Origin of the sequence: Pelagibius sp., assembly GCF_965227505.1 — a bacterium.
Taxonomy (GTDB): domain Bacteria; phylum Pseudomonadota; class Alphaproteobacteria; order Kiloniellales; family Kiloniellaceae; genus Pelagibius.
On record NZ_OZ245757.1, the window covers coordinates 4106198 to 4126295 of the forward strand.

The 20098-nt window shown below is 66.9% G+C and carries 18 protein-coding genes and 2 tRNA genes; 9 read left to right on the plus strand and 11 right to left on the minus strand.

What is annotated here, in order from left to right:
• Positions 1–26: 26 nt before the first annotated feature.
• Entirely contained in the window at positions 27–1184 is a 1158-nt protein-coding gene (locus ACO06P_RS19295) for a 5-(carboxyamino)imidazole ribonucleotide synthase (RefSeq protein ID WP_420346851.1), read from the minus strand.
• A complete protein-coding gene (gene purE, locus ACO06P_RS19300) occupies positions 1181–1708 on the minus strand; it encodes a 5-(carboxyamino)imidazole ribonucleotide mutase (protein ID WP_420346852.1) in 528 nt (175 codons plus the stop codon). The genes ACO06P_RS19295 and purE overlap by 4 nt, the downstream gene beginning before the upstream one ends.
• 318 nt (positions 1709–2026) lie before the next feature.
• Here purE and ACO06P_RS19305 point away from each other — a divergent pair, with 318 nt between their 5' ends.
• Positions 2027–2761, plus strand: coding sequence for a GGDEF domain-containing protein (locus ACO06P_RS19305; RefSeq protein ID WP_420346853.1), 735 nt, complete (start codon positions 2027–2029; stop codon positions 2759–2761).
• 142 nt (positions 2762–2903) lie between these two features.
• On the opposite strand, the gene ACO06P_RS19310 is transcribed toward ACO06P_RS19305, so the two are convergent.
• Positions 2904–3110 (minus strand): YdcH family protein, encoded by a 207-nt coding sequence (locus ACO06P_RS19310; protein ID WP_299397550.1) that lies wholly within the window; start codon positions 3108–3110, stop codon positions 2904–2906.
• 241 nt (positions 3111–3351) lie between these two features.
• Between ACO06P_RS19310 and ACO06P_RS19315 the strand changes: the two genes are divergently transcribed.
• Entirely contained in the window at positions 3352–4494 is a 1143-nt protein-coding gene (locus ACO06P_RS19315) for an ATP-dependent 6-phosphofructokinase (protein WP_420346854.1), read from the plus strand.
• Positions 4494–5027 carry a TIGR02444 family protein gene (locus ACO06P_RS19320; protein ID WP_420346855.1) on the plus strand — a complete coding sequence of 178 codons (534 nt, stop codon included), beginning with the start codon at positions 4494–4496 and terminating at the stop codon, positions 5025–5027. The genes ACO06P_RS19315 and ACO06P_RS19320 overlap by 1 nt, the downstream gene beginning before the upstream one ends.
• A gap of 22 nt (positions 5028–5049) precedes the next feature.
• Here the strand turns inward: ACO06P_RS19320 and ACO06P_RS19325 are convergent, their stop codons facing one another.
• Positions 5050–5646 (minus strand): UbiX family flavin prenyltransferase, encoded by a 597-nt coding sequence (locus ACO06P_RS19325; RefSeq protein ID WP_420346856.1) that lies wholly within the window; start codon positions 5644–5646, stop codon positions 5050–5052.
• Between the two features lie 91 nt (positions 5647–5737).
• Here ACO06P_RS19325 and ACO06P_RS19330 point away from each other — a divergent pair, with 91 nt between their 5' ends.
• Positions 5738–5908, plus strand: coding sequence for a YdcH family protein (locus ACO06P_RS19330; RefSeq protein WP_299397542.1), 171 nt, complete (start codon positions 5738–5740; stop codon positions 5906–5908).
• Positions 5909–6226: 318 nt separating this feature from the next.
• Here the strand turns inward: ACO06P_RS19330 and ACO06P_RS19335 are convergent, their stop codons facing one another.
• The 4 genes from ACO06P_RS19335 to ACO06P_RS19350 form a co-directional block, all read right to left on the minus strand.
• The gene (locus tag ACO06P_RS19335) at positions 6227–7324 is read right to left on the minus strand and encodes a glycosyltransferase family 2 protein (RefSeq protein WP_420346857.1); all 1098 of its coding nucleotides are present in this window, start codon (positions 7322–7324) and stop codon (positions 6227–6229) included.
• Between the two features lie 147 nt (positions 7325–7471).
• Entirely contained in the window at positions 7472–8671 is a 1200-nt protein-coding gene (locus tag ACO06P_RS19340; RefSeq protein WP_420346858.1) for a fatty acid desaturase family protein, read from the minus strand.
• Between the two features lie 187 nt (positions 8672–8858).
• Positions 8859–9422 (minus strand): TetR/AcrR family transcriptional regulator, encoded by a 564-nt coding sequence (locus ACO06P_RS19345; RefSeq protein WP_420346859.1) that lies wholly within the window; start codon positions 9420–9422, stop codon positions 8859–8861.
• Positions 9423–9432: 10 nt separating this feature from the next.
• Positions 9433–11064 carry an acyl-CoA synthetase gene (locus ACO06P_RS19350; RefSeq protein WP_420346860.1) on the minus strand — a complete coding sequence of 544 codons (1632 nt, stop codon included), beginning with the start codon at positions 11062–11064 and terminating at the stop codon, positions 9433–9435.
• Positions 11065–11608: 544 nt separating this feature from the next.
• Between ACO06P_RS19350 and ACO06P_RS19355 the strand changes: the two genes are divergently transcribed.
• The 3 genes from ACO06P_RS19355 (at position 11609) to ACO06P_RS19365 (ending at position 13322) form a co-directional block, all read left to right on the plus strand.
• Positions 11609–11679: transfer RNA gene (locus ACO06P_RS19355), tRNA-Gln, on the plus strand.
• Positions 11680–11750 (plus strand) — tRNA-OTHER (locus ACO06P_RS19360).
• 429 nt (positions 11751–12179) lie between these two features.
• Positions 12180–13322: a slipin family protein gene (locus ACO06P_RS19365; protein WP_420346861.1), complete on the plus strand. Its 1143-nt coding sequence runs from the start codon at positions 12180–12182 to the stop codon at positions 13320–13322.
• A gap of 18 nt (positions 13323–13340) precedes the next feature.
• Here ACO06P_RS19365 and ACO06P_RS19370 read toward each other — a convergent pair whose 3' ends face one another.
• From ACO06P_RS19370 to ACO06P_RS19380, 3 genes are all read right to left on the minus strand, one after another.
• Positions 13341–14675, minus strand: a complete 1335-nt coding sequence (locus ACO06P_RS19370) for a DegT/DnrJ/EryC1/StrS family aminotransferase (RefSeq protein WP_420346862.1) — start codon at positions 14673–14675, stop codon at positions 13341–13343.
• A 133-nt stretch (positions 14676–14808) separates the two neighbouring features.
• On the minus strand, positions 14809–16053 hold the full coding sequence (locus tag ACO06P_RS19375; protein ID WP_420346863.1) for a sugar-transfer associated ATP-grasp domain-containing protein: 1245 nt from the start codon (positions 16051–16053) through the stop codon (positions 14809–14811).
• Positions 16054–16278: 225 nt separating this feature from the next.
• Positions 16279–16986 (minus strand): hypothetical protein, encoded by a 708-nt coding sequence (locus ACO06P_RS19380; protein ID WP_420346864.1) that lies wholly within the window; start codon positions 16984–16986, stop codon positions 16279–16281.
• 246 nt (positions 16987–17232) lie between these two features.
• Between ACO06P_RS19380 and ACO06P_RS19385 the strand changes: the two genes are divergently transcribed.
• Both ACO06P_RS19385 and ACO06P_RS19390 read left to right on the plus strand, forming a co-directional pair.
• Entirely contained in the window at positions 17233–19137 is a 1905-nt protein-coding gene (locus tag ACO06P_RS19385) for a propionyl-CoA synthetase (RefSeq protein WP_420346865.1), read from the plus strand.
• Between the two features lie 166 nt (positions 19138–19303).
• On the plus strand, positions 19304–20095 hold the full coding sequence (locus ACO06P_RS19390) for an SDR family NAD(P)-dependent oxidoreductase (RefSeq protein WP_420346866.1): 792 nt from the start codon (positions 19304–19306) through the stop codon (positions 20093–20095).
• Positions 20096–20098 lie beyond the last annotated feature (3 nt).

Here is a 20098-nt window from a genome sequence, read left to right on the forward strand (position 1 = left end):
GCTGATCTCCGCTCGATTGGTTTGCGCTAGCGGCGGATGAGCCGGGTGACGTGGCCCATCTTGCGGCCGGGGCGGGCCGAGGCCTTGCCGTAGAGGTGCAGCTTGCTGCCGGGGTCGCTCAGGATCTTCCGCCAGTCGTCGACCTCGTCGCCCAGCAGATTCTTCATCACCGCGTCGCAGAGCCGTTCGGTGGCGCCCAGAGGCAGCCCGGCGACGGCCCGGATGAACTGTTCGAACTGCGAGGTGACGCAGGCATCCAGGCTCCAGTGGCCGGAATTGTGCGGCCGCGGCGCCATCTCGTTGACCAGCACCTTGCCGTCGTGGGTGACGAACATCTCCACTGCCAGCAGCCCGACCAAACCCATTTCCTGGGCCAGATGGCGGGCGATGGCCTCGGCCTTGTCCGACAGATCCTGGCTCAGGTTGGCCGGCACGATGGTCTCGTCGAGGATGTGGTTGCGATGGCGGTTCTCCACCGGGACATAGGTGCGCATCGCACCGTCGCTGCCGCGCGCCACGATGACAGAGATCTCCATGCGGAACTCCACCACCGCCTCGACGATCCCCACGGCGGCCGCAGCGTGCCCGCGCATCGCCGCCCAGGCCTCGTCCAGGTCGCTGTCCGGGTGGATGCGCACCTGGCCCTTGCCGTCGTAGCCCAGTTCCGCCGATTTCAGGATGCAGGGCCGGCCGATGGCCGCGAACGCCTCGACCAGTTCCTCCGCGTCGCGCGCAGGACGATAGTCGGCAGTGGGCACCGAAACGCTGCGGCAGAAGTCCTTTTCGCGCAGCCGGTGCTGGCAGATGGAGAGCACCCTGGTGCCGGGGCGCAAGGGCACCAGCGCCTCCAGCACCTCGACGGTGGCGAGCGGGATGTTCTCGAACTCGAAGGTGACGACATCGACGGCAGCGGCAAAGCGCTTCAGGGCCTCGACATCGTCATAGGCGGCCACGGTGGCGGCATCGCAGACCTGATTGGCCGGCGCATTCGCCTCCGGCCCGTAGGCGTGGCAGCGATAGCCCAGACGCGCCGCTGCCAGCGCCGCCATGCGGCCGAGCTGCCCGCTGCCGAGGATGCCGATGCGGCTGCCGGGGGGAAGCGGCTGCGAAAGATCGCGCCGGGGCGCCGCTGCGGCCTGGCCGGACGGAGCGGGCTTTGCAAGATCGGGATCGTTCACGCTCACGCCTCGTCTACTGGCTGCTCCGCCACGGCGGCGGTCTGCCGGGCCCGCCAGTCGTCCAGCGCACGGGCGAGCCCGGCGTCGGAGAGCGCCAGCACGGCGGCGGCCAGAAGCGCGGCATTGGTTGCGCCGGCCCGTCCGATGGCCAGGGTGCCCACCGGCACGCCGCCGGGCATCTGCACGATCGAGAGCAGGGAGTCCTTGCCGCTGAGAGCCCGGCTTTCGATCGGCACGCCGAAGACGGGCAGGGGCGTCATGGCTGCAGCCATGCCGGGCAGGTGCGCGGCGCCGCCGGCGCCGGCGATAATCACCTTGAGACCCCGGTCCCTTGCGCCGCTGGCATAGTCATAGAGGCGTTGCGGGGTGCGGTGGGCGGAAACGATCCGGCATTCATGGGCGATGCCAAGGTCGTTCAGAACCTCTGCCGCGTGTTTCATGGTCGGCCAGTCCGACTGGCTGCCCATGATGATCCCGACCTCCGCCCGGCCCCCGTTTGCCGAGCCCCCGTTTGCCGAGCCCCCGTTCATTCTCTCGCCTGTCCCCCGTTTTCCGAAAAGTGGCGGCCCGGAACCCGTGACGGGCCCGCGCAAGCCTGGCAGCGCGCCTGAAGAAGGCGGCATTATCTGGGCTCTCCGCCCCGGAGGCAAGCAATCGGCTGAGGCCCCGGCAGCGCCTCGTTTTCGCCTTTTCCGGAGTGGAAAGCTTTATGAACGAAGCGTTTACCATCAAGGGTTAAGCTTCATGCTAGATTGGGTCGCCAGCAGCGCCGCAAGGGGCCTCAGCCGGTCCGGGAAACCCGGTGGCGGCCAGGGGCGCGCTGGCGGCTGGAAGCATTGGAAGGCAGCATGAAGGTCCGCAACACAGGCCCTACGGCCCCGGTTTCCGGCGCTTCGGCGGTACAGGCGAAGGCCGCGTACCGCAAGGCCGAGTCGGGTGCGCGCGCCCCGGTGGCCGCGCCGGAGGACGTTGCGAGCGTCATGGGCATTCCGGCGGCGGAGCTGACGCCCAAGGTGCGCCAGGCCCTGCAGCAGCTCATGGCGGAGGTCTACCAGCTGCGCCAGGACCTGGAGGAGGCACGGCAGCGTGTCGGCTATCTGGAAGAACTGGCCGATCAGGACACCCTGGCGCCGGTGCTCAACCGCCGCGCCTTTATCCGTGAACTGACCCGCATGTCCGCCTTCGCCGAGCGCTACGGCGCGCCCGGCAGCGTGCTCTATTTCGACGTCAACGGCATGAAGCAGATCAACGACCGGCACGGCCACGGTGCTGGCGATGCGGCCCTGAAGCGGATCGCCGAGATCCTGCTGCGCAACGTCCGGGCCTCCGACGTCGTGGGGCGCCTGGGCGGCGACGAGTTCGGGGTGATCCTGGCGCAGTCCGACGTGGCGGCCGCCCAGGCCAAGGCCGAAAGCCTGTCCCAGGTCATCGCGTCCGAAGAGGTGGATTGGAACGGCACAGCCCTGACCCTCTCGGTCGCTTTCGGCGCCCACGCCTTGAGCGCCGAGCAGCCGGTGGACGAAGCCCTGGATGCGGCGGACCGGGCGATGTACGCCAACAAGCGCCGCCGCGGCCCGGCCTGAAGCGGTTTTACCGGTTCTGCATCCAGGGATGCGGGGCTCTCTCACATGGAGGCCCTCTCAGCAGTCCCGGTTTCCAGTCAGGCGATCCGGTTCGGCGATCCGGTCAGGCGATCCGGTCAGGCGATCCGGTCAGGCGATCCGGTCAGGCGATGATGTCGGGCAGCAGGGCGTCTTCCAGCTTCAGGATCTGATCCTTCAGCGACAGCTTGCGCTTCTTCAGCCGCTGCATCTGCAGCTGGTCGAACGGCGGGTTCTCCGAGAGCTGGGTGATGATGTCGTCGAGATCGCGGTGCTCTGACTTGAGCTCCGCCAGCTTACGGCGCATTTGTTCGAAATCGGGTTGATCCATGGCGATCTGGGGCAAAAAGAAGAGGTCTCAGTATACCCAATGGGGCGGCTTTGTGGGAGTCCCGGCAATCCGGAGCCGAGGCCGGCATGGGCGCCGGCGTGGGGGCGGCCCTGGCCGTCAGGACGTGCGGAATGCATTCCGGTCTGGGGGGCACAAGCTGCTATAGTCCTTTCTGAACCGCAACCCCCGGCACAGCAAGCCCCGGCATGGCTGCAGGGCAAGAGAGGATCGGACGCAGGCAATGAGCAGGCAGAAGCGGATCGGAGTCCTGACCAGCGGCGGCGACTGTGCCGGCCTGAACGCGGTGCTGCGCGCCGTGGTGCACCGGGCGGTGGAGGGCTACGGCTGGCAGGTGGTGGGCATCCACAACGGAACCGCCGGCCTGCTGGCCCGCCCGGTGGATGCGGAGGTTCTGGAACTGGGCATCTTCGACGGCAACCTGCTGCGCCGCGGCGGCACCATTCTCGGCACCACCAACAAGGGCGATCCTTTCGACTTTCCGATGGCCGACGGCACCCGGGTCGACCGCTCCGAGGAGGTGATCGAGGGGTATCGCCAGCTCGATCTCGATGCCCTCATCGGCATCGGCGGCGACGGCAGCCAGGATATCCTGCGGCGCCTCGCCCAGCAGGGCGGCATCGACCTGATCACCCTGCCGAAAACCATCGACAACGACCTCGGCCATACCGAGGTTTCCATCGGCTATGCCACGGCGGTAAAGATCGCAACCGATGCCCTCGACCAACTGCAGCCGACGGCGGCCAGCCATTCGCGGGTCATGGTGCTGGAGGTCATGGGCCGCGACGCCGGCCATATTGCGATCGGCGCCGGGATCGCCGGCGGCGCCGATGTCATCCTGATCCCGGAGATCGGCTACAGCCTGGACGGCATTGCCCGGAAGATCGAAAGCCTGAAGGCGCGGGGCCGCAACTTCGCCCTCGTCGTGGCGGCCGAGGCGGTGAAGACCGAGACGGGCGACGCCGTCCGCCAGGTCCAGGGCGACGGCTCCTCCACCTACGGCGGTGTCGGCCACTATCTGGCTGTGCGCATCGCCGAGGAGACGGGCTCGGAAACCCGTGTCACCGTCCTGGGGCATCTGCAGCGCGGCGGCCCGCCGACCGACCACGACCGCCTGATGGCTTCGGTCTTCGGGGTCTATGCGGTCGACCTGATTGCCGCCGGGCGTTTCGACCGCATGGTGGCCTGGAGCGGCCGGCAGGTCGTCGACATTCCCATCACCGATGCCATCGCCGGCTACAAGGCCGTCGACATCGCCGGGCCCCTGGTGCGCACCGCCCAGGGCCTCGGCATCTACCTCGGCGAGCTGCCGGAACCCCTGGAAAGCGACAAGGCCGGGCAGATGGCGGAGACTGTGGGATCGTAATGGCCACGGCGCCGGAAAATCCCTTCTGGGAGTTCTCGCTCACCGCCTATGAGCGCAGCGGCGTCGCCGAATCCTGCATCACCCTTCAGGACCGCCACGGCCTTGACGTGAACCTGCTGCTCTTTGCCGCCTGGGCCGGCCGCCGCGGGCACGGCCTGAGCGCCGCCGAACTGGCCTTGCTGCGGGCCTGCTCGTCCGACTGGCAGGCCGCGGTGGTCCGCCCTCTGCGCGGCGTGCGCCGCTGGCTGAAGGATCAGAAGCAGGTACCCGAGTCCCTGGGGGAGGACCTGCGCGAGCAGGTGAAGGGCCTGGAGCTGCAGGGCGAAATGCTGGAACAGCTTTTGCTCTACGAGGAACTGCCCATCGACGACGCCGATCCCGACCCCCGCCTCGCCGCTGCGAACATGCGCCTCTATCTGCAGGTCTTCACCGCAGAGCCGAACGACGCCGACCTTGCGGATCTTGCCGTGGTGCTGCGCGGCGCCTGTCCCGAAGTCACCCCCTTGGAAGCGATCTGGTCCCTGGGAACCTAAGCCGGAGACCAGGCTGCGGGCGTCAGCTCCGCAACGGGCGCACCTTGCCGGAATCCTCGCCCCAGCGCCGCACCTTGCCGCTGTCGAGACCGAAGAGGTCCAGCACCCGACCGACGGTGTGGTCGACCATCTCGTCGATGCTCTGTGGATTCGCATAGAAGCCCGGTACCGGTGGGGCGATCACAGCTCCCATCTCCGACAGTGCCAGCATGGAGCGCAGGTGGCCGGTGTGCAGCGGCGTTTCGCGCAGCATCAGCACCAGACGGCGGCGCTCCTTCAGCACCACGTCGGCGGCCCGGGTCAGCAGGTTGGACGTGACGCCGGAGGCGATCTCCGACATCGAGCGCACCGAGCAGGGCGCCACCACCATCCCGAGAGTCTGGAAGGAACCGCTGGAGATGGCCGCACCCAGGTCGCCCACCGGGTAGGTCACATCGGCCAGGGCAGTCACCTCGGCGACCTTTGCCGCGGTCTCGTAGGCGATGGTCAACTCCGCCGCCTTGGACAGCACCAGATGGCTCTCCACCGGCAGGTCGCGCAGGGTTTCCAGCATGCGGATGCCGTAACGTACTCCGCTTGCGCCGGAGATCCCAACGATCAACCTTGGCGTGTTGTGCATAACCTATCTAACCCTTTGGGTTGCCGTGATTTGCTTAATTACAAAAATGCGACTACTCTGGGTGGGTACCTAAGGCTCATTGGAGGTCCGAATGACAGCGGATGAGCGTATTTCCTCGTTGCTCAGCAAACATGCGGCCATCGATCACGCAATTGAGGAAGAGAATCAGAGGCCGCACCCCGACGATCTGCGCATAATCGAACTTAAACGCGAGAAGCTCCGGATCAAGGACGAAATCGCAGGTCATAACAGCCACGCTTAGCGAAACTCCCACACGAAGCCTCAGTCCAAGGCGCTGACAACCGGCAGCCAGGCAGGCCCGTGCCAAAGGGGGGCAAACCCCCGGGAGCGAAAGACAGCAATCGCTGGCGCGACGGAAGACAAGCAGGCAGATCGGGACGAACCGCGTCTCCCGACCTCGTGTACGAGGACCGGGGGGCGCGGTTTTCTCATTCCGGGGATTGGTTGATCCTCCGCCCCCGTTTTACCGGGCGATGGCGTTCTCCCGGCGGTACCTTACCGGGGCCGCCGGGCCCCTGTCCGGGTCGGCGCAGGAAGCTCCGGCAGCCAGGCGCGGTTCTCACAGGCGCGGTTCTGAGCTGTCCACGAAGGAGGATGCACCGTCGTTCTTCTGGGGACTGGTATCTCCGCTCCCGGCAATTCCGAAGGTTTCACGCACCACGTAAAGGGGGCGCTGCCTGACCTCTATGGCAATGCGGCCGATGTACTCGCCGAGGATGCCGATGGAAATCAGATTCAAGGCACCGAGCACCAGGATCAGCGTCATGAGGGAGGCATAGCCCGGCACTTCGATGCCAAAGACCAGCGTGCGGCCGACGATCCAGGCCGCGTAAGCCATCGCAAGGACCGCCACCACAAGTCCGACATACGACCAGATCCGCAGGGGTGCCGTTGTCGACGCGGTGAAGCCGTCCAGGGCAAAGTTCCAGAGGCCCCAGTATTTCCATTTCGTTGTGCCGGCGGCGCGGGGCGCCCGCTCGTAGCCGACGGTCGCCTGTTCGAAGCCGACCCAGGAGAACATGCCCTTCATGAAGCGGTTGCGCTCCGTCAGGTCGTTGAGCACGTCGACGACCTTGCGGTCGAGAAGGCGGAAGTCGCCGACATTTCCCGGTATCTGGTGGGCGGCGATCTTGTTGTACAGCCGATAGAAGGTTCCTGCGCTCCAGCGCTTGAACCATCCATCCGACGCCCGGCTGTTGCGCACTGCATTCACCACCTCGGCGCCGGCCATCCAGGCCTCCACCATGTCTCCAATCACTTCCGGCGGATCCTGCAGGTCGACGTCAATGGGAACGACCGCATGCCCGGAGACGAATTGCAGGCCGGCCGTCAGGGCGGCTTCCTTGCCGAAGTTGCGCGAAAGCCTGACCAGTTTTATCTGCGGCCGCCCCTTTGCGCTTTGCAGAATGCGCTCGACCGTCTGGTCTGTGCTTCCGTCATCGACAAATACGATCTCGTATCCGGCATCCGGGCCGAGGCAGCGAAGGGCATCACGCAGCGCCGGCTCCGCCCGCTCAAGAAACGGCGTGATGCTGTGCTCCTCGTTCAGAACCGGAACCAGAAGCGACAAGATCTTGCCCGTTGTGCTGGTCGCATCACTGGCCACAGGCGCCTGACCAGCCTCTGGTGACCGCGGATGCCGATCCACCAGGGCCATGGTTGAACCTCCAGTCGATGAATCCCGTCTGACCGTGCATGTTCACTCTTGAAGTCAAAGAATTGGTAAACCCGGATCGCCCTGTTCCACTTGCGCCCTCGGTTTGCGCTGCGGCGTGAAAGAATGGGGCATATGCTCAATTACACCCTAGGGTTGTGTTAAGGCAGAAGCGCTTTGCTCTGGCTGGCCGCCGCTGGCCTGCTGCGGGAGATCCTGGTTCTCGAGGCGATGGCGCTCTCCCAGCGGCACCCGCCCGGGGTCGCCGGGCCCCTGTCCGAGTCGGCGCAGGAAGCGCCAGTGGGACAGCACGAGGCCGCCGAGGGTCGTGGCCGCGACGGCAATGCCATGGCGCTGTGCCGCCGCTTTCATCAAGGGGTCGATGGCCCGGTAGTGCAGGTGCGAAAGGTTGGGGAAGAGGTGATGGGTCGCGTGGGTGTTGAAGCCGCCGGTCAGGAAGTGAACGAAGCGGCTTTCCGGGTTCCAGTCGACGGCGGTGGCCACCGCGTGTTCGGCCCAGCCGCGCGGGATGGAGCCGTCCGCAGCCACCGCGGGAAAGGCTGATTCTTCGGCGAAGTGGGTGCCGACCAGCAGCGCCATGAAGGTCAGTGACATGATCGCCGTCACGCCGATCCAGCCAAGGGCGATCTGCCAGGCCGGCAGGGGCAGCAGCGCCAGCGGCAGGCCCAGGCAGAGCGTGAAGTAGACGGCCTTGCGGAAGACAAAGCCGGCAATTTCGCTTCGGCTATGGGTGAGGTTGCGCATGTTGGCGAGGCTCTTCTTGCGCAGATAAACGACATCCAGAACCAGGATCGAATGCAGCCCCACCAGCATGTAGAGCAGGGGCGCGTAGAGATGCTGCAAGCGGTGATAGGGCCGCCAGCGGTGGTGCGGGGACAGCCGCACGAAGGTGTTGTCGTCGATGTCGGCATCGCAGCCCAGCACGTTGGGGAAGACATGGTGCGACTTGCGGTGGCGCAGCGCCCAGAGCCGGCCGTCGACCCCCAGCAGGGTAAAGGTCGCGTTGACGACGAAGCGGTTCAGCCGCTGGCTGCGGAACAGCGCATCGTGGGCCGCGTCGTGGCCCAGGTTCACCGCCAGGAAGAAGGCCGCCAACTGAAAGACGGCGGCAAAGCCGAAGAGGGCAGGCCCGGGCAGGCCGGACCAGAGCACCCCGGCGTAGGCGGCCGCCGCCAGACCCCCGAAGATCAGCCCTTTCGCGATCATGCGCGCATCGGCGAAGCGGGACCTGCCGGCGGCAGCCAGATAGCTCTCCGCCGCCTGCTTGGCTTCCTTGTAGAACGCTCCGCCGCTGCCCTCGGCAAAGCGGATTTTCTGCGGTTCCGGCATGCATGCCTCCCTCGTTCTGATCGGGCCGAGGCCCATGGGCTCAATACATGAGTGAGTGTTCACTCATTTTCAAGAGCGAGATGCACCGCCTTGGATCGGATTGGTCATTGCTGGGGTGACCGGCGGGATTGCCGGCGGCTCGCCTGGGCGGGGGTCAGATCAGGGCGGGGGTCAGATCAGGGCGGGCTCAGATCAGGGCCTTCAGACTGCGGGCCTGGATCTCGACGGTCCAGGCCGAGAGCGGCCCCTGCAGTTGTCCGTAGAGGACGAAGATCGCCGCCTGGACGATCGCCCCGAGGCCGAGGGAGGTGGCGAGGTCCGCGTCGGGGACGGAGATCTCGCCGGCGGCGATGGCCTCGGCCATAAGCGCCCGCACCACCTCCACCGGGCTTTCCAGGCGGGCCGAGATCTCGCCCAGGTGATCGTGCTGGGTGATGAGGAGGAAGCGGAAGGCATCGGCGTCTTCGTCGAAGGCGCGGCAGAGCTGGGCCACCACGGCGGCCCAGGTCTCGCGGAACGGCGCCTTCCTCGCGGCGATGGCCTGCAGGTCCTCGGCATAACGCACATAGACCTGCTTGAAGAGATCGTGGGCGAGCGCTTCCTTGGACTCGAAGTAGCGGTAGATTGACCCCTCGGCCACCGCGGCGGCGGCGGCGATCTCGCGCGTGCGCGTCGCGGCGACGCCCTGCTCCACGAACAGCCGCAGCGCCGCCCGGGCGATTCGCGCGCGGGTCTCCTCGCTCTTGCTCATGGAAAAGCTTCTACAGCGCTTTGGCCCGATCGCGCAGCACGAACTTCTGGATCTTGCCGGTGGAGGTCTTGGGCAGGGGCCCGAAGATCACCGTCTTGGGCGCCTTGAAGTGGGCCATGTTATCGCGACAGAAGGCGATGATCTCGGCTTCGTCGGCGCTTGCCTCCGGCTTCAGTTCGACGAAGGCGCAAGGGCTCTCGCCCCATTTCTCGTCCGGGCGCGCCACCACCGCGGCGCCGGCGACGGCGGCGTGGCGGTAGAGCGCGTTCTCGATCTCAATAGAGGAGATGTTCTCGCCGCCGGAGATGATGATGTCCTTGGAGCGGTCCTTCAGCTCGATGTAGCCGTCCGGGTGCCAGACCGCCAGGTCGCCGGTGTGGAACCAGCCGCCGTCGAAGGCCGCCTCGGTGGCGCCGGGATTTTTCAGATAGCCCTTCATGACGATGTTGCCGCGCATGAAGACCTCGCCCAGGGTCTGCCCGTCGCGCGGCACCGGCGCCAGGGTTTCGGCATCGGCGACCATCAGCCCGTCCAGCACCGGATAGCTGACGCCCTGGCGCGCCTTCAGCGCCGCCTGCTGTTCGATGTCGAGGCCGTCCCAATCGGCATGCCAGGCGCAGACCACCGCGGGGCCGTAGACCTCCGTCAGGCCGTAGACATGGGTGACCTCGATGCCCTCGTCGGCCATGGCGGCCAGCACGCTCGCCGGTGGCGGCGCGGCGGCGGTCATGAACTTCACCTGCTGCTCGAAGGGGCGCTTTTCGTTCTCCGTCGCATTCAGCATCATCTGCATGACGACCGGCGCGCCGCAGAGGTGGGTGACGCCGTGCTCGGCGATGGCCGCATAGATCGCATCGGCGCGCACCTGGCGCAGGCAGACGTGGGTGCCGCCCAGCGCGGTGATCGTCCAGGGAAAGCACCAGCCGTTGCAGTGGAACATCGGCAGGGTCCAGAGATAGACCGGGTGCGCGCCCATGCCCCAGACCTGGATGTTGCCCAGCGCGTTCAGATAGGCGCCGCGGTGGTGGTAGACCACGCCCTTGGGGTTGCCGGTGGTGCCGGAGGTGTAGAGCAGGGAGAGCGAGTCCCACTCGTCGTCGGGCAGCCGCCAGGGGAAGTCCGGATCGCCCGAGGCGAGGAAGCTCTCGTAGTCGGTCTCGCCAATGAGCGAGCCACCTTCGGCTAAGGGATCGTCGATGTCGATCACCAGGATGTCGTGCTCCACCTGGGCCAGCGCGGTCTTGATGGTGGGCGAGAACTCGCGGTCGGTGATCAGCACCCTGGCTTCGCCGTGATTGAGAATGAAGGCGATGGTGGCGGCGTCCAGGCGCACGTTCAATGCGTTCAGCACCGCACCGGCGGCGGCGATGCCGAAGTGCGCCTCCAGCGCCGCCGGCGTGTTGGGCGCCATCACGGCAACGCAGTCGCCCGCGCCGATACCGCGCTTGGCAAGCGCCGAGGCCAGCCGGCGGCAGCGTTCGTAAACCTCCGCCCAGGTATAGCGCAGGCTGCCGTGGATGACGGCGGTGCGGCCGGGGTAGACCGCCGCGGCGCGCGGCAGGAAGCTCAGCGGCGAAAGCGACTCGAAATTGGACGGACCTCTGGCGAGGCCCTCCTCGAAGGGATTGGTGCGGCTGTCCATCTCTTGAACTCTGTCCCAGATGCCGCGTTGACCGCAGCTTGTCGTTGGCAGTGCAAGAAGAGGTAGCGGCTCCCCGCGCTCCGCGCAACTTTCTTCATCGCGGAGCCGAGTCCTCATTCCGCTTCGGTCTTTTCTGCTCTCAACCGCCGGTTTGCGGTTGATTTCCGAATCCCCTCCGGCCTATACCCCCGAACCCGACGGCAATCCTGCCGCCGGTCAACGCGCAAGAGGAAACCCGATGACAATCCGGGAAGACTTCTTAAGCCCAAAGAACTGGGGCATCACCGCCGGGGTCTAGACCCGCGTCTTTGCGCGTGTCCTGCCCCGCCAGACAAGAGAAGGGGAGCAGGACCATGAAAGCACCAAGCACCACATAGCAACCGACGAAGGCATCCCTCGCGAGAGATCCGGGGCCACATTCGTTAGGTACTTTTGACCGCTCTATGGTCCGGGCTCCGAAGGCCCGGCCGGCGCGCCCGGCGTCCGTAATGCGCCCCGCGTGTATCGAGCAGAACGTCTCGAAGCTCTCGAGGCGGTACCACCCAGGGGTTTAGCTCAGCGGAGAGCGCCGGACCTTGAGGTCCGGAGGAACAGGTTCGACTCCTGTGACCCTTACGCGATGTAGCTCATTGGTTAGAGCACTGGACAAGACTCCAGCGGTAGGGGGTTCGAATCCTCCCATCCGACTCAGCCTCAAAAGCTGATCTCGAAACGAAGGATGCCGGAAGGGGGCCAGGTCCCGTCCGGACACCTGCGTTGGCGGCTTCGGCCGCCGCGGCGGTGACGGGCAGGGGCCAGGCGGCGGTCTGCTTCCGCGCGGTCCCGCCGCGTTCTCCAACCCTGTCCGTCAGGCGCTTCGGCACGCCGTGCCGCAGGCCGTGCCCGCTGCTCTTTGGAGCGGACGGCCGCCGGTGGCACGGCACCCCGGGGCGCCGCCCGGGCGGGGGAGGGAGAACGCAGGGAACGACCAGCAGCCGCGGTCGGCGCTCTTCCGGTGATCCGACATCTTTATTCATTTGGAACTTTTCCGGCCCCCGCAGCGGGGGCCAGCACAAGAAGGTTCCGGTCCTCCGCGAGGGCGAGAGAAACACGTACGAAGAACAAGGAGTAGTTCGATGGTTATCAAGACCGAGAAGATTGCCGATTACGAGCTCGGTCTCCTGTACCGGGACCGGGCCTTCCAGAAGGTGCTGGAGCCGGGCGTCTACCGGATGCTGCGGGGCCAGGGCCAGATCGAGGTCGTGAAGCTCGACCTGCGGGCGCCGCTGGTCAAGGCGCCGGAACTGCAGGCGCTCTACCTGACCCACCCGCAGGTGGTTCAGACCTACTTCCTGGTCGCCGACATGGGCGACGGGGAGCTGGGGGTGGTCTACGCCAACGGCAAGCTGGCCGGGCTGGTGGCGCCGCGCAGCGTCGCCTTCTACGGCAAGCTGTTGCGGCCGGTGAGCCTGGAGGTGATCGACGCCGCCACGGAGATCGCTCTGCCCGAGCGGCTGGTTGCGCCCCTGGCGCGGCTGGCGGCCCAGGACCTGGTTTCCAAGAGCCTGGTGGCGATTGCCGAGGTGGTCTCCGACCACGTGGGTCTGCTCTACGTCGACGGCGTGCTGCAGTCCCGGCTGACCCCCGGCCGCTACGCCTTCGTGAAGGCTCTGCGGAACATTCAGGTGGTGACCTTCGATCTGCGGCTGCAGACCCTGGAGGTGACCGGCCAGGAGGTTCTGACCAAGGACCGGATCGGCCTGCGGGCCAACATCACCGCCGTCTACCGGGTCGCAGACCCGCTGAAGGCGGTGGCGCTGACCGCGGACCTGAAGGACTTCCTCTACAAAGAGCTTCAGTTCGCGTTGCGGCAGGTGGTGGGCACGCGGACGCTTGAGGAGCTGCTCGGCGACAAGCTGGGCATCAACCAGGCGATCGCAAACCTGCTGCTGCCCAAGCTGGGCGAGGCGGGGCTGGAGGTCTCCTCCGTCGGTGTGAAGGACGTCATCCTGCCGGGCGATGTCCGGGAGCTGATGAACCGGGTCATCGAGGCGGAGAAGACCGCCCAGGCCAACGTCATCAAGCGGCGGGAGGAGACCGCGGCCACGCGGTCCCTGCTCAACACCGCGAAGCTGATGGAGGACAACCCCATCCTCCTGCGGCTGAAGGAGCTCGAGGCGCTTGAGAAGGTGTCCGAGAAGGTCGGCAACGTCGTCGTCGGAAACGGCATGGACGGCGTGCTGGAGGATCTGGTGCGGATCCGGCCGCGCAAGGCCTGACGGGTAGACCCCGGACGGTTAGGCGCGTCGGCTCCCCACCGGGTTGCCGGCGGGGCCGGGGTCAGGAAAGGGCCCCGGCCCCCTGCTCTTTCCGGTCCTGCCGGGCTTGTCCCGAGGGGGGCGGCCGGCGGACCTGCCTTGGGGCCGGGCCCGCAGCGGATCGCCGGCGTTGCGGTTCGCTTTTTTCACCGCACCGGCGGCGTCCAGCAACGCGGTGGCGATGAAGTCCAGGTCCGCCTGTCCCAGCCGCGCCGGCAGGCGGACGTCGCAGGCCCGCATCAGCATGGCGCGGGTCTGCTCCAGGTTCTTCTGCGGACCGATGAACTGCCAGTTCCAGAACGCCCGGGCGTTGTCCTCCGACAGCCCGAAAACCTGAACCGGAACGCCCTTCTCGTTGGCGCTACGCTGGAAGGCCTTCACCTCTTCGTCGGAGTCGAAGCCGCGGAGATTGAACTGGATTGAATCCGGCGCCCGCAACTCCTGTTCGAGCGGTGGCGGCACCTCCAGCCAGGGCGAGGCGTTCAGCAGGGCGGCGACATAGTCGTGGTTGGCCCGGCCGTCGCGCACCCGCCGCGGCACCTCCTCGATCTGCGGGCGCACCACCGCCGCGGAGAGGTTGTTCATGCGCATGTTGTAGAGCGGCAGCTTGTTCTGCCAGAAGCGGCAGCGGTCGTGGACGATGGGATGCTGCTTCCAGTTATGCTCGTAGGCTCCGGACATGATCACCGCCCGGGCGATGATGTTCGGGTCCTCGGTGATCAGCATGCCGCCTTCGCCGCCGTTCATCATCTTGAAGGACTGGAAGGAGAAACAGCCGATGCGTCCGATGGTGCCGATCCTGCGGCCCGACCAGAGGGTACCGAGGGAATGCGCCGCGTCTTCGATCACCGGGATGCCGCGCGCCTCGCAGAGCGCCATGATCGCGTCCATGTCGGAGGTGTGGCCGCGCATGTGGCTGATGATCACCGCCTTGATGCCCTCTGCCAGCTTTGCCTCGAAGTCGGCGACATCGATGCGATAGTTCGCTGTCACGTCGACCAGCACCGCGCGGCAGCCCGCATGAACGACGGCCGAGGGAACGGCGGAAAAGGTAAAGGCCGGGATTGCGACCTTGTCGCCTGCCTCCAGGCCCAGCGCCTTCAGCGACAGAAAGAGAGCGGAGGAGCAGGAGTTCACGGCCAGCGCAAAGGAAGCGCCCATGAAGGCAGCGAAGGCGCTCTCCAGTTCGGCAACGGGCGAGCCTGTCGCCACGCGGTAGCGGAACAGATCTCCCTTGGCCAGCAGGGCGTCGATCTCGGCGCGCGCCGACTCCGGGATCGGTTCGGCCTCATAGACATCGGTTTTGGGAGGCATTATCGCATTCCCTCTCTATGCAGGACCCCCGGGCACCAGAACTCCGGGCACCAGAACTCCGGGCACCAGACCTCCGGGCCTGCACCCCCCGAGGGGCATCGCGCCGCCGCGCCGGCTGGACGCGGCCGCGCCCTCAGAGCTTTGCGTAACCACTGTCGCGGAAGAAGGTGCGCACCTCGTCGGTCAGAAAGCCCACGCCGCTGGCCAGCTGCGGCAGGTCGAAACCGCCGCCGGTGTTGATCTCGATCAGAACCGGTCCGTCCTGGGTGATGGCGATGTCCATCGACTGATAGCGCACGGGCGTGAAGATCGGCGCGCAGGCATGGGCCATGCCGAGCACGCGGTCCCAGTACGGCAGGGTTTCACCGACCAGGGGCGTCTCGGTCTGCGGATGCAGCGTGTGGTCCGTCGTGCCGAGCGGGTCCTTGGTCCGGGCGGTGACGATGCGGCCGCTCCCGGGGTCGAGATTGCAGGCGACGTTGCCGGGGCGCCAGAAGCTGTCCGCGATCATGCCCTGCCCGGGCAGCTTCAGGACCGCGAAGGGGATCCTGATGCCGTCCCTGTCCAGCAGGATGCAGACGCGCACCGTGGCGAGGCCGTCGGTATAGCGGTCGAAGAAGCTGTGGTTGCGCTGCAGGGGTTGCAGCAGATAGGGCGTTGCGCCGATCCACTGCTCCATGCAGGTCTCGTAGCCAAGTCGCCCCTGTCCTCGGAGGACCATACCATCCGCATCGGCCTCTTCGACCAGGAAGGCGCCGAAGCTGCAGATGCCCCGGTTCTCCTTGCCGAACAGCGGCACTGCGTCCTGCGATGTCATGAAATCGCGCAGCGCTGCGGCGGTCGAGATCTTGTGCGTGTTGGGATAGGTCCGCTCGGACGTGTCGATCACCGCCAGCGTCTCGGGGATCCGGACCTGCGATTGCGCAAGGATGTGGGAGCAGAGCCACTTGTCTTCGGTGGTCGCCTGCCAGGTCATGTCGCAGCAGGCGCGGGTGATGGGCCAGTGCAGGGTGTTGGTGATGAACCGCGCCTGGTCCTCCGGGCTGTGGCGGCTGCGGTCGTAAACGCCGTACTGTACGTATTCCGGCAGGGTCATCTTGCCGGGGCCGCGATGCAGGCGATAGAACTCCCGCACCAGTTCGAGCGGGCCACGGCCACTCTGCTTCTGTGCATGGCGCAGATAGTCGGCAATGCCCGCCTTGGCGTTCTTGTAGTCGGCCTCGTCGCGGCCGACCGCGTGGCTTACCTGGGCCTGAAGCGCCCTGGCGTCGGCCTTCGGGGGCCCGCTTCTCGGGTCCGTCTGCTCGACCGTCTGTCCGACCGGGTGATCGGGCGTCTCTGGTAAAGTCTTGGAAGCGTTTCCTGCCGCGATGCTCATCCCACTGCCCTCCGGACCCGCCGTGGGACCCCGCGGAGTCGTCAGCCGGTCAGCTCGGCGGTTTAGGCGGTTTCCCGCCGATCAGCTTCGCGCCATTCGACTTAACATTGCGTAAATGGCGAACTCCCGGCTGGGCAGTCGCGCCCCTGGAGCCGGCAGCACGGCGGGCCGGGGCACTGCCCGGCCCGACCGCGTGCTTGAGGATAGCTCGGCGCGAGGCCGCGCTTACGCCCAGGTCGTCCAGAAGATGCCGGCGAAGATGACCGGCACCAGGGCGAGGGCCATCACGATGAGGGCCGGGTAGCCGAAGACCGCGACGGCCGCGGCCGCCAGGATGAAGACATTGAGCGCAAGGAACAGCTTGGCGCTTTCGCGGCCCTTCACCGCGTCCTCGATCAGCCAGCCTACCAGCGGGACGGCGTAGACCAGTTTCAGGCCGTGTCCGCCCAGCCGGGCGAGGGCGGAGGGCCGGGCCGGTGCCGCGTCGGCCGGCGCGCCCTGCGGCTTGCTCTGCGGCTTGCAGAGGGCGCGGTCGGCGGCGCGCGCCTTTTCGCCCCTTTGGATGGCGAAGAAGATCGCCGCGCCGGTGATGAGCGGCAGCGGCATCAGCGCGTTCACCTCGCCCTGCAAAAAGAGATAGGGCTGGCTCAGCAGACCCAGCGCCAGGGCCGCCCAGGGCAGCAGGGCGACGAGGCCGCGCACGGGGCGGAAGTCCGGCCGGTCGTACTGGTCGCCGCCGCCGATGGAATTGGCGAGAAAGCCCAGGTTGGCGAAGAAGAACCACAGCACCAGCGGCATGGAGGTGGCCAGCATGGCGCTCACCAGCGGCACGTCCAGGCCGTGCTTGGGCCCGGGAAAGAGGCCCCAGAAGGCAAGCCAGATGGCGAAGGGCAGCAGCATGAAGCCGCCCACGGCATAGGGAAGGTAACGCACGGTAAAGGGTCCTTTTTTGGCTCGAAGGGTTCGGTTTCTGCGGCATATCTGAGTTATTCACTCAGGATTAGGATTGCGACCGAAACCGGGGGGCCGGGGCGTTTTGTCGCACTGCGGCATGGGCGGGCGCCGCTTGCCGGGCGGCTTTCGTTTCCGTCGTCAGCCGCCTATGCTTGGCTTCCAGGAAGGGGGCCTAAGACAAGCTGGGCAAGGCTGGCATCGGGGCATTCAGGGAGCGGAAGCATCATGGGGCGTTTCGACGAGGTTTATCGGGCGGCGGCGGCCGACCCGGAAGGTTTTTGGGCCGCGGCGGCGGCGGAGATCGACTGGACGAAAACCTGGGACCGGGTGCTGGACGACAGCGACCCGCCCTATTACCGCTGGTTCCCGGGCGGCGAGCTGAACACCTGCCACAACGCCGTCGACCGCCACGTCGAAAACGGCCGCGGCGAGCAGGCGGCCATCATCTACGACAGTCCGGTCACCGACACGATCCGCAGCATCACTTACGCCGAGCTGCAGGACCAGGTGGCGCGGCTGGCCGGCGCGCTGGCGGCGCGCGGTGTCGCCAAGGGCGACCGGGTGATCGTCTACATGCCCATGGTGCCCGAGGCCGCCGTCGCCATGCTGGCCTGCGCGCGCCTGGGCGCCGTTCACTCCGTGGTCTTCGGGGGCTTCGCCGCCAACGAACTGGCGACCCGCATCGACGACGCAGCGCCCAAGGCGATCCTCTCCGCCTCCTGCGGGATCGAGGTCAACCGGGTGATCGAGTACAAGCCGCTGCTGGATGCCGCCATCGACATGGCCGCCCACAAGCCGGACGCCTGCCTCATTCTGCAGCGCCCGCAGGCCACTGCCGCGCTCACCACGGGGCGCGACGAGGACTGGGAAGAGGCCGTGGCGGCGGCGCAGCCGCACGCTTGCGTGCCGGTCGCCGCCACCGATCCGCTCTACATCCTCTATACCTCCGGCACCACCGGCCAGCCCAAGGGCATCGTGCGCGACAACGGCGGCCATGCGGTGGCGCTGAAGTGGACGATGAAGAACCTCTACAACATCGACCCCGGCGAGGTGTACTGGTCGGCTTCCGACGTCGGCTGGGTGGTGGGCCACTCGTACATTGTCTATGGCCCGCTGCTGCACGGCGCCACCACCATCTTCTACGAGGGCAAGCCGGTGGGCACGCCCGACCCCGGCGCCTTCTGGCGCGTGATCAGCCAGCATAAGGCAGTCAGCCTCTTCACCGCGCCGACGGCCTTCCGCGCCATCCGCCAGCAGGACCCGGAGGGCGATCACATCGGCAAGTATGATCTCGGCCACTTCCGCGCCCTCTTCCTCGCCGGCGAGCGCTGCGACCCCGACACCCTTGCCTGGGCGGAAGAGAAGCTGCAGGTGCCGGTGATCGATCACTGGTGGCAGACCGAGACCGGCTGGGCCATCGCTGCCAACTGCCTGGGCATCGAACTGCTGCCGGTGAAGGCGGGCTCGCCGACACGGCCGATGCCGGGCTGGGACCTGAAGGTGCTGGACTCCGAAGGGCACGAGGTGCCGCCGGGCACCATCGGCGCGCTGGCCGGCAAGCTGCCGATGCCGCCGGGCACCTTTCCGACGCTGTGGAATGCCAAGGAGCGCTACACCAAGTCCTACCTCGCCAACTTTCCCGGCTACTACGAGACCGGCGATGCCGGCATCATCGACGAGGAGGGTTACGTCCACGTCATGGCGCGCACCGACGACATCATCAATGTTGCCGGCCACCGCCTTTCGACCGGCGCGATGGAGGAGGTGCTGGCCGCCCACCCGGACGTTGCCGAGTGCGCCGTCATCGGCGTTGCCGACAGCCTGAAGGGCCAGCTTCCGGTCGGCTTCGTGGTGCTGAAGGCCGGGGCCGGCGACGGCGCGGTGACCGACGAGGTGGTGCAGATGGTGCGCGATCGCATCGGCCCGGTGGCGGCCTTCAAGAGCGCCGCGGTGGTCAAGCGCCTGCCGAAGACCCGCTCCGGCAAGATCCTGCGCGCCACCATGCGCAAGATCGCCGACGGCGAGGACTTCAAGACACCGGCCACCATCGACGATCCGGTGATCCTCGACGAAATCCGCGAATCGCTGGCCGGCATCGGGTTTCCGAAGGCCGGGGGCGGTTTGAAGTGAGGGGTTAGGAAGAAGCGGTCGGCTCATCCTTTGAGACATACAATCTGTCCTTCTCAGGATGAGGTCACTGTTTAAGCCTCACCCTGAGGAGCGATCCGCGGGATCGCGTCTCGAAGGGCGAGGCGGGCCGTCTCAGGCAAAGACAATCAGGGGAAAGAGAACAGCGATGCGGGTGAAGGATCAGGTGGTCGTGGTGACCGGTGCGGCCGGGGGTATCGGGCTGGGCTGCGCCAAGCGCTTTGCGGCCGAGGGCGCCAGGGTGGTGGTTTCCGACGTCGACCGCGACCAGGGCGAAGCCGCGGCGGAAGCGCTGCAGGCCGAGGGGGCGGAGGCGGTCTTCGTCGCCTGCGACGTCGGCGACAGGGCGGCGGTGGAGGCGCTGGTGGACTCGGCGGTTGCCGCCTTCGGGCGCCTCGACTGCATGGTGGCCAATGCCGGCATCGTCAAGGCCGGCGACTTCCTGGACTTCACCGAGGAAGACTTCGACGCCGTCATCCGCGTCAACCTGAAGGGCGTTTTCCTCTGCGGCCAGGCCGCGGCACGCCGCATGGTGGCGCAGAACGCGCGCCCCGACGGCAGCAGGGGCACCATCATCAACATGTCGTCGATCAACGCGGTGGTGGCGATCCCCAGCATCACGCCCTACTGCGTCGCCAAGGGCGGCGTGAACCAGCTCACCAAGGTGATGGCCCTGGCACTGGCGGACAAGGGTGTGCGCGTGAACGCCGTCGGCCCCGGCTCCATCAACACGCCCATGGTGAGCGCGGTCAACGATGATCCGGAGGCCTGGAAGCGCCTGATGTCGCGCACCCCCATGGGCCGCCTGGGCGAGCCGGAGGAGATGGGCAATGTCGCCGTCTTCCTGGCTTCGTCCGATTCCAGCTACATCACCGGCCAGACCCTCTACGCCGACGGCGGCCGCCTCGGCCTCAACTACACGGTGCCGGTAGCGGACTAGGCG

What these genes read in the sequence shown, in the direction of transcription:
- ACO06P_RS19385 (WP_420346865.1), top strand. Translation starts at nt 17,233, where the DNA reads ATGGGGCGTTTCGACGAGGTTTATCGGGCGGCGGCGGCCGACCCGGAA.
- ACO06P_RS19315 (WP_420346854.1), top strand. Translation starts at nt 3,352, where the DNA reads ATGAGCAGGCAGAAGCGGATCGGAGTCCTGACCAGCGGCGGCGACTGT.
- ACO06P_RS19330 (WP_299397542.1), top strand. Translation starts at nt 5,738, where the DNA reads ATGACAGCGGATGAGCGTATTTCCTCGTTGCTCAGCAAACATGCGGCC.
- ACO06P_RS19350 (WP_420346860.1), bottom strand. Translation starts at nt 11,064, where the DNA reads ATGGACAGCCGCACCAATCCCTTCGAGGAGGGCCTCGCCAGAGGTCCG.
- ACO06P_RS19305 (WP_420346853.1), top strand. Translation starts at nt 2,027, where the DNA reads ATGAAGGTCCGCAACACAGGCCCTACGGCCCCGGTTTCCGGCGCTTCG.
- ACO06P_RS19375 (WP_420346863.1), bottom strand. Translation starts at nt 16,053, where the DNA reads ATGAGCATCGCGGCAGGAAACGCTTCCAAGACTTTACCAGAGACGCCC.
- ACO06P_RS19365 (WP_420346861.1), top strand. Translation starts at nt 12,180, where the DNA reads ATGGTTATCAAGACCGAGAAGATTGCCGATTACGAGCTCGGTCTCCTG.
- ACO06P_RS19320 (WP_420346855.1), top strand. Translation starts at nt 4,494, where the DNA reads ATGGCCACGGCGCCGGAAAATCCCTTCTGGGAGTTCTCGCTCACCGCC.
- ACO06P_RS19390 (WP_420346866.1), top strand. Translation starts at nt 19,304, where the DNA reads ATGCGGGTGAAGGATCAGGTGGTCGTGGTGACCGGTGCGGCCGGGGGT.
- ACO06P_RS19310 (WP_299397550.1), bottom strand. Translation starts at nt 3,110, where the DNA reads ATGGATCAACCCGATTTCGAACAAATGCGCCGTAAGCTGGCGGAGCTC.
- ACO06P_RS19335 (WP_420346857.1), bottom strand. Translation starts at nt 7,324, where the DNA reads ATGGCCCTGGTGGATCGGCATCCGCGGTCACCAGAGGCTGGTCAGGCG.
- ACO06P_RS19370 (WP_420346862.1), bottom strand. Translation starts at nt 14,675, where the DNA reads ATGCCTCCCAAAACCGATGTCTATGAGGCCGAACCGATCCCGGAGTCG.
- ACO06P_RS19325 (WP_420346856.1), bottom strand. Translation starts at nt 5,646, where the DNA reads ATGCACAACACGCCAAGGTTGATCGTTGGGATCTCCGGCGCAAGCGGA.
- ACO06P_RS19340 (WP_420346858.1), bottom strand. Translation starts at nt 8,671, where the DNA reads ATGCCGGAACCGCAGAAAATCCGCTTTGCCGAGGGCAGCGGCGGAGCG.
- purE (WP_420346852.1), bottom strand. Translation starts at nt 1,708, where the DNA reads ATGAACGGGGGCTCGGCAAACGGGGGCTCGGCAAACGGGGGCCGGGCG.
- ACO06P_RS19345 (WP_420346859.1), bottom strand. Translation starts at nt 9,422, where the DNA reads ATGAGCAAGAGCGAGGAGACCCGCGCGCGAATCGCCCGGGCGGCGCTG.